Source organism: Nonomuraea sp. NPDC049419 (assembly GCF_040676995.1).
Lineage (GTDB): Bacteria > Actinomycetota > Actinomycetes > Streptosporangiales > Streptosporangiaceae > Nonomuraea > Nonomuraea salmonea.
Map to the genome: position 1 here is coordinate 1 of NZ_JBFAQB010000032.1, position 15,237 is coordinate 15,237.

At 73.4% G+C, this 15,237-nt stretch carries 14 protein-coding genes; 4 read left to right on the forward strand and 10 right to left on the reverse strand.

The genetic code is table 11. The features are described from left to right. Positions 1–122 precede the first annotated feature (122 nt). Positions 123–1,055 (forward strand): LysR family transcriptional regulator, encoded by a 933-nt coding sequence (locus tag AB0K12_RS45810; RefSeq protein ID WP_364575176.1) that lies wholly within the window; start codon positions 123–125, stop codon positions 1,053–1,055. A 119-nt stretch (positions 1,056–1,174) separates the two neighbouring features. Then, a complete protein-coding gene (locus tag AB0K12_RS45815) occupies positions 1,175–2,344 on the forward strand; it encodes an MFS transporter (protein WP_364575178.1) in 1,170 nt (389 codons plus the stop codon). Here the strand turns inward: AB0K12_RS45815 and AB0K12_RS45820 are convergent. The 7 genes from AB0K12_RS45820 to AB0K12_RS45850 are packed head-to-tail and all read right to left on the reverse strand — an operon-like array spanning position 2,325 to position 10,633. Next, on the reverse strand, positions 2,325–3,953 hold the full coding sequence (locus AB0K12_RS45820) for a GTPase (RefSeq protein WP_364575180.1): 1,629 nt from the start codon (positions 3,951–3,953) through the stop codon (positions 2,325–2,327). The two genes, AB0K12_RS45815 and AB0K12_RS45820, sit on opposite strands and share 20 nt — an antisense overlap. Continuing rightward, positions 3,950–5,743: an ABC transporter gene (locus tag AB0K12_RS45825; protein WP_364575182.1), complete on the reverse strand. Its 1,794-nt coding sequence runs from the start codon at positions 5,741–5,743 to the stop codon at positions 3,950–3,952. The genes AB0K12_RS45820 and AB0K12_RS45825 overlap by 4 nt, the downstream gene beginning before the upstream one ends. Before the next feature lie 9 nt (positions 5,744–5,752). Continuing rightward, a complete protein-coding gene (locus AB0K12_RS45830; RefSeq protein WP_345391119.1) occupies positions 5,753–6,433 on the reverse strand; it encodes a response regulator transcription factor in 681 nt (226 codons plus the stop codon). A 41-nt stretch (positions 6,434–6,474) separates the two neighbouring features. After that, the gene (locus tag AB0K12_RS45835; RefSeq protein ID WP_364575185.1) at positions 6,475–7,887 is read right to left on the reverse strand and encodes a HAMP domain-containing sensor histidine kinase; all 1,413 of its coding nucleotides are present in this window, start codon (positions 7,885–7,887) and stop codon (positions 6,475–6,477) included. Then, on the reverse strand, positions 7,887–8,579 hold the full coding sequence (locus AB0K12_RS45840) for a response regulator transcription factor (protein ID WP_355414940.1): 693 nt from the start codon (positions 8,577–8,579) through the stop codon (positions 7,887–7,889). The genes AB0K12_RS45835 and AB0K12_RS45840 overlap by 1 nt, the downstream gene beginning before the upstream one ends. A gap of 17 nt (positions 8,580–8,596) precedes the next feature. Beyond that, positions 8,597–9,823 carry an L-2-hydroxyglutarate oxidase gene (lhgO, locus tag AB0K12_RS45845; RefSeq protein WP_364575303.1) on the reverse strand — a complete coding sequence of 409 codons (1,227 nt, stop codon included), beginning with the start codon at positions 9,821–9,823 and terminating at the stop codon, positions 8,597–8,599. 24 nt (positions 9,824–9,847) lie between these two features. Beyond that, positions 9,848–10,633, reverse strand: a complete 786-nt coding sequence (locus AB0K12_RS45850) for an alpha/beta hydrolase (RefSeq protein ID WP_364575187.1) — start codon at positions 10,631–10,633, stop codon at positions 9,848–9,850. A gap of 81 nt (positions 10,634–10,714) precedes the next feature. Between AB0K12_RS45850 and AB0K12_RS45855 the strand changes: the two genes are divergently transcribed. Then, positions 10,715–11,083, forward strand: a complete 369-nt coding sequence (locus tag AB0K12_RS45855; protein ID WP_364575189.1) for a hypothetical protein — start codon at positions 10,715–10,717, stop codon at positions 11,081–11,083. Here AB0K12_RS45855 and AB0K12_RS45860 read toward each other — a convergent pair. Beyond that, positions 11,080–12,099 (reverse strand): hypothetical protein, encoded by a 1,020-nt coding sequence (locus AB0K12_RS45860; protein ID WP_364575191.1) that lies wholly within the window; start codon positions 12,097–12,099, stop codon positions 11,080–11,082. The genes AB0K12_RS45855 and AB0K12_RS45860 overlap by 4 nt on opposite strands. Before the next feature lie 25 nt (positions 12,100–12,124). Continuing rightward, the gene (locus AB0K12_RS45865; RefSeq protein ID WP_364575193.1) at positions 12,125–13,393 is read right to left on the reverse strand and encodes an MATE family efflux transporter; all 1,269 of its coding nucleotides are present in this window, start codon (positions 13,391–13,393) and stop codon (positions 12,125–12,127) included. Positions 13,394–13,480: 87 nt separating this feature from the next. Between AB0K12_RS45865 and AB0K12_RS45870 the strand changes: the two genes are divergently transcribed. Next, a complete protein-coding gene (locus AB0K12_RS45870; protein ID WP_364575195.1) occupies positions 13,481–14,449 on the forward strand; it encodes an aldo/keto reductase in 969 nt (322 codons plus the stop codon). A 223-nt stretch (positions 14,450–14,672) separates the two neighbouring features. Here the strand turns inward: AB0K12_RS45870 and thpR are convergent, their stop codons facing one another. Then, entirely contained in the window at positions 14,673–15,230 is a 558-nt protein-coding gene (thpR, locus tag AB0K12_RS45875) for an RNA 2',3'-cyclic phosphodiesterase (protein WP_364575197.1), read from the reverse strand. Positions 15,231–15,237: the final 7 nt, after the last annotated feature.

The window sequence follows — 15,237 nt, forward strand, 5'->3', positions numbered from 1 at the left end:
CTGACCGCGGCTCGCGGGGCGGCCCGTTCGCCGCACGGGCGGGCGGCCTCCGGAGGCCGCCCGCCCGTCCCCGAGTGCCGCCCGGGGCCCGTGAGCGCCGCCGCGGCGCGTATCCTCGCTGCGTGATTGACACGCGGCGGCTGCGTACGCTGCGGGCGGTGGCCGACCACGGCACGGTCACCGCCGCCGCGGCCGCGCTGCACCTGACGCCCTCCGCCGTGTCCCAGCAGCTCGCCGCGCTGGAGCACGAGGTGGGCCACCGCCTGCTCAACCGCGACGGGCGCGGCGTGCATCTCACCGCCGTCGGCAGGATCATGCTGTCCCACGCCAACGAGGTGCTCGCCCAGCTCGAACGGGCCGAGGCGGAGGTGGCGGCGTACACGACGGGCGAGGCGGGCGAGGTCACGGTGGCCTGCTTCGCCACGGCCATCAGCGCCGTGCTCTCCCCCGCGATCGCCGCGCTGCGCGGCACCGCGCCCGGCGTGCGGGTCCGCGTCCACGACGCCGAGGGCGACCAGGGCCTCGCCATGCTCCTCGACGAGCGCGCCGACCTGACCATCGCGGTCGAATATCGCGGCGCCCCCGACGCCGCCGACCGCCGCCTGTCGCGCCACCCCCTGTACGCCGAGCCGTTCGACCTGGTGCTCCCCCGCGACCACCCCTTGGCGGGCTCGGCGACCCTCGTCTCGCTGGCCACCGAGACCTGGATCGGCCCCTACCCGGGCAACCCGGTGCACGACGTGATCACGTTCGCCTGCCAGCAGGCCGGCTTCACGCCCGGCCTCGTCCACTGCTCCGACGACTTCCGCGCCGTGGTCGCCCTGGTCGGGGCCGGTGCCGGGGTGGCGCTCGTGCCACGGCTGGCGCTGCGCGACATGGCGCTGCCCGGCGTCGTCGTCCGCCACACGCCGGGTCCTGAGCGCCGGGTCTTCGCCGCCGTACGCCGGGGGTCCGACGCCCATCCCCTCCTGCGCCCGCTCCTCGCCGCGCTCCGCGAGGTGGCCGGATCCCTCGGAACGGGCGACGCGCCGACCCCGACGACATCGCGGATGTGATCGCCGAGACGTCCACCACCGCCTGGCACCTGGCTGCTGACCGTCTCCCCCGCCGCGCTCAGCATCGAGCAGGAGGGCGGCTGCCCGATCGCCTGATCTTCGAGAGGTAGCCTGCGCCCATGACGGGCGACCTTTCCTACCGGAGGCTGCTCGGCCTGCCCGGGGTCGCGGCGCAGGCCGTGCTCGGGTTCCTGGCGCAGCTCACGCAGCAGGTGGCGCCCGTCGGCATCGTGCTCGTGACCCAGCACGCCACCGGCTCGCTGGCCTTCGCGGGGGCGACGGCGGCGGCGTTCGCGGTGGGGGCGGGCATGGGACGCCCGGTGCAGGGGCGGCTGATGGACCGGCGCGGCGCCGGCCCGGTGCTGGCCGGCACGGCGGTCCTGCATGTGGCGGCGCTGCTGGCGCTGCTCGCCTGCGCCCGCGCCGGCCGGCCGTGGTGGCCGCTGCCCCTGCTGGCCTGGACGGCGGGCATCGGCCTGCCGCCGATCTCGGTCAGCATGCGCATCGCGTGGGGCGCCAGGATGGCCGCCGAGGGGCGGACGGCCGCCTACAGCCTCGTCTACCTCGTCCAGGAGACGGCCATGATGGTCGGGCCGCTGGTGTTCGGGCTGCTGATCGCGGTGGCCTCGTCGTCGCCGGCGCTGGGCGTGGTCGCGGGGGCGGCCGGGGCAGGGACGCTGGCCTTCGCCCGCGCGCTGCGCACGGGGCATGTCGCGGCCGTCCGGCAGCGGGGGCGGGTGTTCGCCGACCGGCGGATGCTCATGCTGCTGGCCGTGACCACGCTGCTCGGGGCCGTCGTGGGGGCGCTACAGGTGGGCGTGCCCGCGCTGGCCGCCGCCCGCGACGTCCCGGCCGCGACCGGGCTGCTCGTGGCCGCCCTGTCGCTGGGCGGCATCGCGGGCGCCGCCGCGTACGGGGCCCGCGTCTGGCGGTCGCGCGTCCCGGTGCGGCTCGCCTCGCTGCTGCTCGTGCTCGGGCTCGTTCTCGCGCCGCTGGCGCTGGCGGGGCCGCTGGCGGTGTTCTGGGTGGCGCTGTTCGCGGGCGGGCTGGTGCTCAATCCGTCCCTCACGACGTCGTCCCTGCTGGTGGACGAGTACGCGCCGGCCGCCCAGGGCGAGGCGTTCGGCTGGGTGTCCACGGCGATCGGCATCGGCGGCGCGCTGGGCTCGGCGGCGGCCGGCGTGGCGGGCGAACGGTTCGGCCCGTCGGCCCCCTTTCCCGCCGCCGCCGTCTTCGCCCTGCTGGCCGCGGCCCTCGCCGCGACCCTGATCAACCGCGGGCCACGGTGACGGCTTCGGTGAAGCGGGCGTAGGTGGCCAGTTCCGCATCCACCGGCTCCAGCACCAGCTCACGGCCGACCTGCGCGATGGCCGTACGGAGTGCCTTGGCCGTACGCCTGGCCCTGCGCCGCCCGCCCAGCCAGGCCGCAAGCCGCGACGCCAGCGCGATGAGCACGCCCGCCACCGCCCCGCCCAGCAGCAGCACCGTCGGCCACGGCACCTCGCCGGCGGTCGGGAGCGGCGGCTGCGGCAGCCGCAGGTAGTCCATCGCGAACAGCACGCCCAGCCACAGCGCCCCCGCCAGCAGGGCCCCGAAGACCAGCCACTGCAGGACGTTGACCGCCCGCCACCACCGTGGCCGCCTGGTCGCGCCCGCCGAGGTCGTGGCCACCACCCGGTCCACGGCGTCCGTCAGCTCACCGGCCCGCGACCGCGCCGCCTGCCGCACGGCCGCCGCCCAAGGGCCGGGCAGGCCGTCCGCCGCCGCCTCGCCGACGTCCCTGATCGCGGTCTCGACCCGAGCCCGCTGCGCCCCGGACGCGGCCGGCACCGACGTCCGCCCGACGACGTCCTCGCCCCGGCCCGCCTCGATGCGCAACCTGCGCAGCGGATCGGGCCTGAACCTCCTCAGCCACCGCGTCACCGGCCACCCGGTCGCCACCACGGCCCGATGCCGATGCCCCTTGGCCACCGCCTCCACGACCACCGGCACCCCGGCCGCCACGCACAACGCCTCGGTCAGCCCCCGCTCCGCCCCACCCGGCCGCTTGCCCGTCCCCTCCCGCCCGGTCGCGTCCGGCTCACCGGTGGCTTGTGGATCGGTGGCGAGGTGACCGGCGGCGGTGGTCACGTCGGCGGAGAGGCGGGCCGACCACGAGCGGCGGTCCGCGACGCGCTCGGCCAGCAGACCGCGCAGGTCGTCGAGGCCCTGGCCGGTCCTGGCCGAGACCGCGAGCACCGGGACGCCGGTGAGGCCGTCGCCGTCCAGGAGGCGGCGCAGGTCGTCGAGACAGCGGTCGACGGCGGCGGGCGGCAGCCGGTCCACCTGGTTGAGCACCACCACCGTCACGTCGCGATGCCCGGCCAGCGGGCGCAGGTAGCGCTCGTGCAGCGCGGCGTCGGCGTACTTCTGCGGGTCCACCACCCACACCAGCACGTCCACCTGGCGTACCAGCCGGTCCACCTCCAGGCGGTGGGACAGGCGGATGGAGTCGTGGTCGGGCAGGTCGAGCAGGACGAGCCCGGCCAGGTCGCCGGTCTCGCCCGCCGGGTGGCGGTGCGGCACCTCCAGCCAGTCGAGGAGCGGGCCCGCTCCGTCGCCGTCCCACAGGGCGGCCTGGGCGGTCGAGGTCGTGGGCCTGGTGACGCCGACGTCCGCGAGCTGCCGTCCTGCGAGGGCGTTGTAGAGCGAGGACTTGCCGCTGCCGGTGGCGCCGGCCAGGGCGACCACGGTGTGCTCAAGCGACAGCTCCCGCCGCGCCCCGGCCCGCCCGGCCACCTCCCGAGCCGCCGCCACGACCCCATCCGGCAACCGCCCCGCTCCCAGCTCGGTGGCTTCAACGAGAGCGGCCAGCCGGACGTCCAGCGACGGCCCCTCCTTACGCCGCAGCACCTTCACGCCCCCTCCTCCCGTCCAGAGCCGGGCCGCCCACGCCCCTCCTCGGCAGCAGACGGCCCACGCGGGCCCTCTCCCAGCGCGGGGAGTTCGGCGGTCGGAAGCTCCCTGCGGTGCTCCTGGATGCGGCGGGCGGCGGCGCGCAGGGCGTCGGCGGTGTCACGGGGCGGCTCGACCGCGTCCAGCAGGTCGAGGAAGCGGTCCGCTTCGTCGGCCAGCAGCTCGCGTACGCGGTCACGGAGGTCCTCGCGGGCGCGGGCGGTGAGCGTGCGTACGGCCTGGTCGCCGAAGACGGCCTCCAGGATCTTCTGGGACAGCACGCTCGTGCCGCCCGCGATCCCCACCTCGATCCCGGTGAGCCCGCCGGTGGAGGCGAAGACGGCCAGCATGAGCAGGAGCCCGGCCCCGTTCACGCTGAAGGACGCCATGCGAGCGGCGGTGCGCCGTTCGGCGCCCTCCTCGCGGACGAGGTCCAGCACGTACGCCTGCCACCCCCGCACCGCCGCCTCCGCCCGCTGCGCGAGGTCGGCGGAGGCCCGGCCGAGGCGCGCGGACTCGACGGCGCCGAGCCGGTCGAGCAGCCCTGGACCGCCGGGCGCGGCCGACCACCCCTCAAGGGCGCGTTCCGCGGCGCCGTCGGCGGAACCCCTGATGAGCGCCTCGACCCCACTCTCCAGCGCGTCGCGAAGCTGCACCTCGGGCGCCCGCCCGGTGAAGAACCCGACGACCCGGTCACGCAGCCACCCGACCCGGCTCTCCAGGGAGCGCATGAGGTCGCCGGTGCCGATGAAGTCCTGCCACCGGGCCAGCACCTCGCCCCGCAGCAGGGACCCGTCGCGCATGCCGGCGTCGAAGTCGGCCATGCCGCCCGCGTACGCCGCCTCGACGATGTCACGCAGCGACTCGAAGGCGCCCTGCTGGCGTTCGACGGCGGCGGCCAGCGCCGGCACGCGGGTGGCCAGGCTGTCGAGCGCCCCGGTGAGCGTCTGCCGCACGACCAGGGAGCGCTGGGCGGCGTCGGCGGCCAGCTCGGTGAGCCAGCCGGCGATGGGACGGACGGATGCGGCGGGCAGCCGGGCCTTCTCGTCGGGCAGCGCCGCCTCGGGCACGGTGAACAGCCGGGTGCCTTGGAGCCCGTTCTCGCGCAGCAGCCGTTCGAGGTCGCGGGAGACGGGCTCGACGGCCTCGGGCGGCACCCGGTCGAGGACGACGGCGAGCGCGGTGCTGCGTTCGCGGGCCGAGCGCAGGAAGCTCCACGGCACCTCGTCGGCGTACCGGGCGGCGGTGGTGACGAACAACCACAGGTCGGCGGCGGCGAGCAGCTGGGCGGCCAGCTCCCGGTTGGCGGTCACCACGGAGTCGATGTCGGGCGCGTCGAGCAGCGCGAGCCCCGCCCCGAGCGCGGGCGAGGTGACGACGCGCAGCGCGCCCGGCCCGTCGCCGGTGACGCGGGACAGCCCCGGCAGCACGTTCTGGCCCATGAACCAGGAGCGGTCGGCCGGGCTGACGACGAGCGTCGGCACCAGCGTGGTGGGCCGCAGCACGCCAGGCTCGGCCACGTCGGCCCCGACCAGCGAGTTGACCAGCGTGGACTTGCCGGCCCCCGTGGAGCCGCCGACGACGGCGAGCAGCGGCGCGTCGATCGAGCGCAGCCGCGGCAGCAGATAGTCGTCGAGCTGCCCGGTCAGGTCGCGCAGCGCACGCCGCTCGGCCGCCACATCGCCGACGGCCAGCGGGAACAGCTCCCGGTCCAGCGGCCGCCGCAGCGACTCGAGCGCGCCGAGCAGGTCCATGCCTGCACGCTAACCCGCAGGCGGCTCCCTAAGCACGTACCCGACGCTGCGTAGTGTGTGGATGAGCCGCGGCTCGACGTCGTCCACCTTGCGCCGCAGATACGACACGTACGACTCGACCACTCCGGCGTCGCCGCCGAAGTCGTAGTTCCAGACGTGGTCGAGGATCTGCGCCTTCGACACCACCCGCCCGGCGTTGACCATGAAGTAGTGCAGCAGCTTGAACTCGGTCGGCGACAGGCGTACCTGGCGGCCGGCCCGCCACACCTCGCGCGAGTCCTCGTCCAGCTCCAGGTCGGCGACCTTGAGCTTGCTGACCGGCGCGGCGTCGCCGCGCGTGCGGCGCAGCACGGCGCGGATGCGCGCCTGCACCTCTTCCAGGCTGAACGGCTTGGTCACGTAGTCGTCGCCCACCCGCAGCCCGGCGATCTTGTCCTCGGTGGCGTCGCGGGCGGTGAGGAACAGCACGGGCGCGTCGATCCGCTTGGCCACCTCGAACCCGTCGAGGTCGGGCAGCATGACGTCGAGCACCACCAGGTCGGGCGAGGCGCGTACGGCGACCTCGACGGCCTCCTCGCCGTCGCTGGCGGTCAGCACCTCGAACCCGGAGAAGCGCAGGCTGGCGGCGAGCAGGTCCCTGATGCTGGGCTCGTCGTCCACGACCATGATCAACGCCTCGGCATTCGTCACCTACTTAGAGTGACGCAGCATGCTGAGGGTTTGCTGAACGCTCACTCCAAGGCGAGTGGGAGTTCGACGCGGAAGGTCGAGCCCGACTCGGGCGAGCTGGTCACGGTGACCGTGCCGTCGTGTGCCTTGACGAGGGCCTGCACGATGGCGAGGCCGAGCCCGCTGCCGCGGTCCTCGGCGGAGCGGCGGCGCGAGCGGGCCGAGTCGGCCCGGTAGAAGCGCTCGAAGACGTGCTCGACCTGCTCGGAGGTCAGCCCTGGGCCGCTGTCCGCGACCTCGACGAACACCTTGGCCGTGGTGCCGCCGGCCCGCACGATGATCGGCGAGCCCGGCTCGGTGTGCACGATGGCGTTGGTGACGAGGTTGCTGATGACCTGGCGCAGCCGCACCTCGTCGCCGGAGACGATCAGCGCTGCGCCGCCGACCACGTCGAGCTTGATCTGCCGGTCGGGGGCGATGATCCTGGCATCCTGTACGGCGTCCGCGGCCAGCGCCAGCATGTCCACCGGCTGCACCCGCAGCGGACGCTGCTGGTCCACCCTGGCGAGCAGCAGCAGGTCGTCCACGAGCAGGCTCATCCGCCCCGCGGCCTTCTCCACGCGCTGCATCAGCTCGGTGGTGTCGGCCTGGGGGTTCTGCCTGGCGTACTCGGCGAAGCCGCGGATCGAGGTCAGCGGGGTGCGCAGCTCGTGGGAGGCGTCGCCGACGAACTGCCGCATGCGGTCCTCGGAGCGGCGGGCCGCCTCCTCCGACGCCGACCGGGCGGCGAACGCGGCCTCGATCTGGGCCAGCATGCCGTTGAGCGACCTGGCCAGGCCGCCGACCTCCGTACGCGGGTCGCCGTCGGGCACCCTGCGGCCCAGCTCGCCGCCCGCGATGGCCTCGGCCGTACGCTCGATCTCGCCCAGCGGCCGCATGCTGTGCCGCACGGTCGTGACGCCGGCCACGGCCAGGATGAGCAGGATCCCGCCGCCGCCGAGCAGCTCGATGAGCGCGAGCCGCCGGGTGATGGCGTCCACCTCTTCGAGGTCCACCGCGACGACGAGCGTGCGCCACTGCCCCACGGTCTCCAGCACCCGCCACTCGCCGTCGCCGCTCAGGGCGGGCGCGGTGTAGGGGTCGCGGCCGGGCGCGGCCGACAGCACGGGCTTCGGCTTGGCGTCCACGTCGCGGTCGGTCAGCATCGGGACGAACGCGCCGTCGCGCTCCTTGACCAGCGCGATCGCGTCCGACTCGATGAGGATCGGCCGCTCGTCGGTCTCCCTGTCCTTACGCCAGTCGCTCCTGACCTTCTTCTCCATGCGCGCGCTGAGCAGGTGGAGCTGGCTGTCCACCCGGTCGAGCAGGTAGCCGTGCAGGACGGAGACGCTCACCAGGCCGATGAAGAACATGCCCATGCCGAGCAGGGCCAGCATCGACGCGATGAGCTTGATCCGCAGCGGCAGCCCGCGCATCAGGAGCTCGGTGGCAGGCGCATGACGTATCCGACGCCACGCAGGGTGTGGATGAGCCGGGGGCTGCGGTTGTCGATCTTGCGGCGCAGCACGGACACGTACGACTCGACGATGCCCACCTCACCGCGGAAGTCGTAGTCCCACACGTGGTCGAGGATCTGCGGCTTGGACAGGACGCGGCCGGCGTTCGTCATGAAGTAGCGCAGCAGCTTGAACTCGGTGGGCGACAGCGCGACGGCGGTGCCGCCGCGCCACACCTCGTGGCTCTCCTCGTCCAGCTCGATGTCGGCGAACGTCAGCCGGGGCGGCGCGGCCTGGGCGTCCCCGCTCGTACGGCGCAGCACGGCGTGGATCCTCGCGACCACCTCCTCCAGGCTGAACGGCTTGGTGACGTAGTCGTCGCCGCCGATCGTGAGCCCGCGGATCTTGTCCTCGGTCTCGTCACGCGCGGTCAGGAACACCACCGGCGTGTGCAGCCCGCCGCCGCGCATCCGCCTGACGATCTCGAAACCGTCCAGGTCGGGCAGCATGACGTCGAGCACGACGAGGTCAGGGCGGTGTCGTTGGACGGCGGCGACGGCGTCGTGGCCGCTCTTGGCCGTGGTCACGTCGAAACCCGCGAACCTCAGGCTCGCGGCGAGGAGCTCGAGGATGTTGGGGTCGTCCTCGACTATCAGCAGGCGTGATTCCATCACGTCCTAGGATGCCCTCATTGGACGAGTGCTGGGACAATTCCGGCGATGTGCCGGGCGATCGCGAGGCTCGACGTGGCCGCGGGTGAGGGCGCGTTGCGGACCAGGACGACGCGCCCGTGCACGTCCACGATGAAGTCGTCCACGAGCCTGCCGTCCCGCGCGACGGCCTGCGCGCGGACGCCGCCCTGCGCTCTTTCCAGGTCGGCGGCGGTGAGCTCAGGGACGTAGCGGCGCGCGGCCTCCAGGAAGGCGCGCTTGACGAGGGAGCCGTAGACCTCTTTGACGCCGGTACGCCAGTGGGTGCGCGCCATGCGGAGCGTGCCCGGCCAACCCAAAATTTGCCGAAAATTGTCGCAATTTCGCCACTTGTAGCCTTCGTACGCGAGCGCCAGCACCGCGTTCGGCCCCACCAGCACGCCCCCGCCGATCCGCCGCGTCAGATGCACGCCCAGGAACGGGTAGCGCGGATCGGGCACCGGATAGATGAGGCCGCGCACCAGGTCCTGCGCGACGCCCTTGAGCGCGTAGTACTCGCCCCTGAACGGCACGATCCGCACCTCGCCTGGCGCGCCCGCCATCCGGGCCACCGCGTCGGTGCCCAGGCCGCCGCAGACCACCAGCCGGTCGAAGGCCGGCCGCTGCCGCCCGGCCACCACCTCGACCTTGCCGGCGCGTTCCCTGATGGCCCTGACGGGGGCGTTCAGGCGTACGGACCCGCCCAGCTCCTCGACGTCCCGCGCGAGCCGGCGAGCGACGGCGGGGAAGTCGCAGATCGCGGTGTGCGGCGAGTGGATCGCGCCGACGCCGACCGCGTGCGGCTCCATCTCGCGCAGCGCGAGCCCGTCCAGCTCGGCGATGTCCGGCACGCCGTTCGCCCGCGCCCGCTCGGCCAGGGCCGCGAGCAGCGGCCGCTCGGCGCGCGTGCTCGCCACCACCAGCTTGCCGACCTCCTGGTACGGCAGGTCGTGCGCGGCGCAGTACTCCTTGAGCAACGCCACGCCCTCCCGGCAGAGCCGCGCCTTGAGCGAGCCGGGCGGGTAGTAGATGCCCGCGTGCACGACGCCGCTGTTGTGCCCGGTCTGGTGGGCGCCGACGTGGCCCTCCTTCTCCAGCACGGTCACCTCGGCGCCCCTGGCGCCGGCCAGCTCGCGCGCCACCGCCAGCCCGACGATGCCCGCGCCCACGACTCCGATCTTCTCCGTCACAAGCCGATTTTCCGACTTACCGCCCGTCCCCGCCATATCCGGCACGGGTCCACCGCTGGATCACGTATCAGCGGCGAGGAATCGCGTGACCGCGCCCAGCCACGCCTCTGGCTGATCAATGTGCGCCATGTGTCCTGCCTCCTCCAGAACGACCGCATCCGTGCACGGCGTCAACGGCACCAGCGAGGCCGGGAACGTCATGTCCTGGCGTCCGTGCAACAGGAACAGCGGCACCCCCGACAACCGCTCGACGGCATCGGGATAGCGGGCCGACGGAAACCGGCCCTCCCGCCAGGCCCGCAGATAAGTACCGGTGAAGGTCACCTGCTCCAGTCGCTTGAGATAGCCGGGGAGCGACTCCTCCCGCCAGACATCCAACGGAGCGGTCGCGAACGCCTCGGCCCGTGTCAGGTCTGCCCCTTGCAGCGGCGAGGTCTCCCAGATCGACGGGTGAGCGGCGCTGCGGCGCTCGTACTCCTCCCATCCCTCGAACGCGTCCGCCGGCACCGGCAGGACGCTGCTGGAGGCGACGATCAGGCGGCGGACCAGGTGGGGAGCCTGAATGGCCAGCCGCTGCGCGATGAGACCGCCATAGGAGAAGCCGAGCACGTCCACCTGTGACGCGCCGATGAGTTCGACGAGATCGGCCACCATCGCGTCGGGAGTGAGCGGCTCTGCGGCAGGAGAACGGCCGCACCCGCGCAGGTCGGGGAAGAGCAGGCGATGCTCGCCGGCCAACCTGTTCAGCGGCTCCACGAGGTAACGGTGATCCCAGTCGGGGCCACCATGGATGACCAGCAAGGTGCGATCCGCGGGCCCGTCGAACTCTCGTACGTGAAGACGCATGCCGGGATGCTAACCGCCCACAGTGACCTGAACATCCTGACGACCTCGTGACCCGGAATCGAACGTGAGTACGATGGACTCATGTATCTGCCGCCGGAGTGGCCGCCAGAGGTCCGTCCGCCCAGCGTCCCCGACTGGGAGACCTCGGCCGTGGCCTGGCTGCTCGACGCGGTGCCGCCCGACTACCGGGCGTACGACGTGCTCAGGCGGCACCCCGTGGCGCTGGCCGCGATGGCCCGCCACCACGTCAGGTCCGCCGTCGAGGCCGCCCGCGCCGGCTACCGCGCCGCCGCCGTCGATCTCAAGGGCCACCTGCCGCCCCACGCCATCGAGGCCGTGCTCGACACCTACCGCGAGGAGGGGCCCCGGCTGGTGCGGCTGCAGCGCTCGATCGAGGTGGTCGAGCGGGCGCTGCGCGGCGACATCTTCACCGCCACCATGCGCCGCTAGCGGGTGCGCCGGGCCAGGAGCGTGATCACGCCGATGGCGAGCACGGCGGCGGCCAGCCAGATGAGGACGTCCGTGCCGGTCAGGCCACCGGAGCCGGCGGCCTGCGCGCTCTCCTCGGCATCGGCCTCGGTCTCGTTCTCCGAGGGCGTGGGCGTCGGGGTCGGCGTGGGCGTGGGCTGGGCGGCCTCGGGGATCGGCACCCGATAGACCGGGCTGCGCGGCCCCTCGCTGCCGGTGAGCAGCGCCTTGCCGTCGGCCGTGTACGCGATCGACTCCGCCTGCTTCAGGTCCGGCATCGTCACCCTGGTCAGCACCTCGCCCGAGGGCTTGTAGACGGTGGCGGAGAAGTAGGTGCGGACGACGTACGAGGAGCCGTCGGGCGCGTACGCGGCGTCCGTCGCCATGATGGGCGCGCCGGCGACCTTGCGCAGCACGTTGACCCGGTCGGTACGGAGCTTCTTGGGCGCCGCGTAGACCGACCCGGCGAACTCCTTGGACACGACGTACAGCCGCCCGGTCCTGGGGTTGACCATGATGCCCTCGGCGTTGCGCGCCCCGTCGGCGTACCGGAACCGGTAGCGGACGGCGGGCAGCGTGGCGTCGGTGAGGTTGCGCGGCTCCATCACCTTGTAGACGGAGACGTTCGGCCAGGCGCCGTCGAGGTTGTCACCGATGTCGGCGAACCAGAGCACGCCCCGCCCGGTCGCCGGGTCCTTGGAGGCGGCCATGGCCTCCCAGTCGCGCGCCTCGGCCCCGCGCAACTGGAAGGTGGCGAGCGTGCGCCCGCCGCCGTCCACCGCGTAGAAGGTAGGCGCGGCGGCGCTGTCGTTGTGGGTGTAGTGGACGCCGTCGTGGGTGGGCGAGACGGCGAGGCCGCTCGACTCGGTGATGCGCTCGTCCTTGAAGGTGAACAGCTTCTCCATGCCGTCGTCGCCGGGCGCCGCCAGCGCGGGCGCGGCGGGCAGCAGGCACGCGGCCGCCACGGCGGCGAGCAGTCTGATCACGAAGTCCCCCACGCCGCCATCATGCCCCACCCGCCGCTCAGGCCGTCGCGACCGCGCCGACGCGGGCGCTGTGCCGGTGGAAGCCCAGCCCCTGCAGCACCACCAGCACCGCGTTGGCCGCCGTCATGGCCACCCACAACCCGGTGATGCCCCAGGTCCGCGCCACGGGGACGACGGAGACGAGCAGCAGCCCGTACGCGAGCGCGAAATACCCGAGGCTGGACGACGACCGCTTGAGCGCCGTCAGCCCCATGCCGCGCACCGCCTGCGCCGCGTCGAACGCCGCGGAGGCGAGCATCAGCGGCAGCAGCCCGAGCACCCGCTCCCGCACGGCCGGGTCGTCGGTGAACAGCCCGATGAACGGTTTCCCTGCCACCAGCAGCAGCACCGCGACCACGAGCGTCCCCGAGACGGCGAGCAGCGCCGCGACGCGCCCCGCCCGCCGAGCTCCGGCGGTGTCGGGGGCGCGGGCGATCTCGGGCACCGCGGCCTGCGCGATGGACAGCGACACCATCATGATCAGGCCCGTCAGCGTGGTGAGCACGGCGTGGGCGGCGGTGTCGCGGGTGTTCGTGGTGCCCGCCGCGAACGTCACCACGCCCAGCACCGCGAACTTCACCAGCACGGTCGCGGCCAGCGGGAGGCTGACCCTGGCCAGCTTGACGATCTCGCGCGGCCGCGGCCGGCTCTGCCCCACCGGGCGGCCGACGGCCCTGCGCACGTTGAAGGCCGCCACCCCCGCCGACGTCACGCCGCCCACCAGCCAGGCGATGCCCACCCCCGTCAGCCCCAGCGACGGCACGAGCAGCGCGGTGAGCCCGCCCAGCGCGACGCCGTAGGTCAGGGTGGGCCAGAGCACGTTACGGTTGCGGCCGAGCGCGACCAGGATGGTGCTGGCACCGCCGGTGGAGGCGAAGATGAGCACGTATCCGGCGAGGAACCAGGGCAGCAGCCCCATCTCGGCCACCACCTCGTCCGGCACCCCGGTGGCGGTGGCGAGCAGCGGCACGCAGACCACCGCGACCGCCCCCAGCGCGCCCGCCGCCAGGCTGAGCCAGCGCGCGTCGCGGATCACCGGCACGGCCGCCCCAGGATCGTCGCGGAAGGGCGCGACGAACGGCCCCAGCCCGCGCAGCGCCCCCTGCACGGCCGCGGACGCCGGGTTGAGCACGGCCGTCACCACCGCGAACGCGGCCAGCGTCACCGTGTCGTGCTGCCCCAGCACCGAGGTCACCACCAGCGAGCCGACCATGCCGGCGATCATCGCCAGGCAGAGCGGCACCGCCGCCCGGAGCAGGGTGAGCACGAGCCGATGACCGGGGGGCGACGCGGCGGATTTCACCCGTCGAGCGTATGGCCTGGAGTGCACTCCAGGTCTTTAGGGTTGGACGACATGGACTACGTCACACTCGGACGCAGCGGTCTCCTCGTGAGCCCGCTGTGCCTCGGCACCATGAACTTCGGCCCGCGCACGACGGAGGAAGACTCCTTCGCCATCATGGACCGGGCTCACGAGCTGGGGCTGAACTTCTTCGACACGGCCAACGTGTACGGCGGCGTCAAGGGCGAGGGCATCACCGAGACCATCGTGGGCCGGTGGTTCGCCCAGGGCGGGGGCCGCAGGGAGCGTACGGTCATCGCGACCAAGGTCTACGGCGACATGGGCGACTGGCCCAACGAGCGCCGGCTGTCGGCGCTCAACATCCGCCGCGCCGCCGACGCCTCGCTCAAGCGGCTGCAGACCGACTACATCGACATCTACCAGGCCCACCACGTCGACAGGCTCACGCCGTTCGACGAGTTCTGGGAGGCCATGGAGGTCCTGCGGCAGCAGGGCAAGATCATTTACGTGGGTTCGTCCAACTTCGCCGGCTGGCACCTCGCCAAGGCGCAGGAGACCGCGGCCCGCCGCAACTTCATGGGCCTGGTCAGCGAGCAGACCCACTACAACCTCCTGACCCGCGCGCCGGAGCTGGAGGTGCTGCCCGCGGCCGAGGACTACGGGCTCGGCGTGATCCCGTGGAGCCCGCTGGCCGGCGGCCTGCTCGGCGGCGTGCTGCGCAAGATCGACAAGGGCCGCTCGGCCGCCGAGAACATGGTCAAGCAGCTCGACAAGCACCGCGACAAGATCGAGGCGTACGAGAAGTTCTGCGACGAGCTGAACGAGGACCCGGCGAACGTGGCCCTGGCCTGGCTGCTCAAGCAGCGCGCGGTCGCTGCCCCGATCATCGGCCCGCGCACGATGGAGCAGCTGGAGGGCAGCCTGCGGGCGCTGGAGATCGACCTGGACGAGGCCGCCCTGGCCCGCCTCGACGAGATCTTCCCCGGCCACCGCACGGCTCCGGAGGACTACGCCTGGTAGACCCGGACCGCGTCGCCGTCCGTCAGTGTGGCGGCCGGCGACGCGACCCGGCGAGCAGGAGGGGGCCACACGTCGGGCACAGGCCCTTGCCAGGCGGCCAGGAGCGCCGGCCGGACCCCGGCCGGGCGGTCAGGTGAGCGCGGCTCCGACGATGACGATCAGCAGGAGCAGGCCCAGCACGACGGGCAGCAACCAGGAGCGAGGACGGTCCACGACGTGGAGCCTAGCTCCGCTCGGCGGGTGCCAGCGCCCATTCGGCGAGTGACTCGTACCTCATCTGGGCCCCGGTGTGGCTGCGGACGAGCCGCACCCGCTCGGCCCGCCAGGGCGACCCGCTGAACCCGGAGAGGGCTTCGACCAGCGGCCGGAGATCGGTCTCCGTCTTGGCGCGGGCCAGCGTGAGATGCGGGTGGAAGCGTTTCTCATCCGTCTGTACGGCCCCGGCCCGCCGCGCCCCCGCCTTGACGGAGTCGGCCAGCCTGACCATGGAGTCGCCGGTGAGGCCGGCCCAGAAGACACGTGCACGGCGTACGGACGAGAAGGCCCCGAACCCGTCGAAGGCCAGCTCAGGGGCGGAATGCCGACGTACGGCGCGAGCGAGCCGCACCTCCAGCTCGGGCAGCACCCGCTCGGGCACCTCACCGAAGAACCCGAGCGTGATGTGCCAGAACGCCCGGTCGGGCCACCGCAATCCGGGCACCTGCCCGACGAAGGGCTTGATGGCCTCAGCGACCTCGTCCAGCACCGCATCGGGCGGCACCACCGCCGCGAACAACCTCATGTCCCCT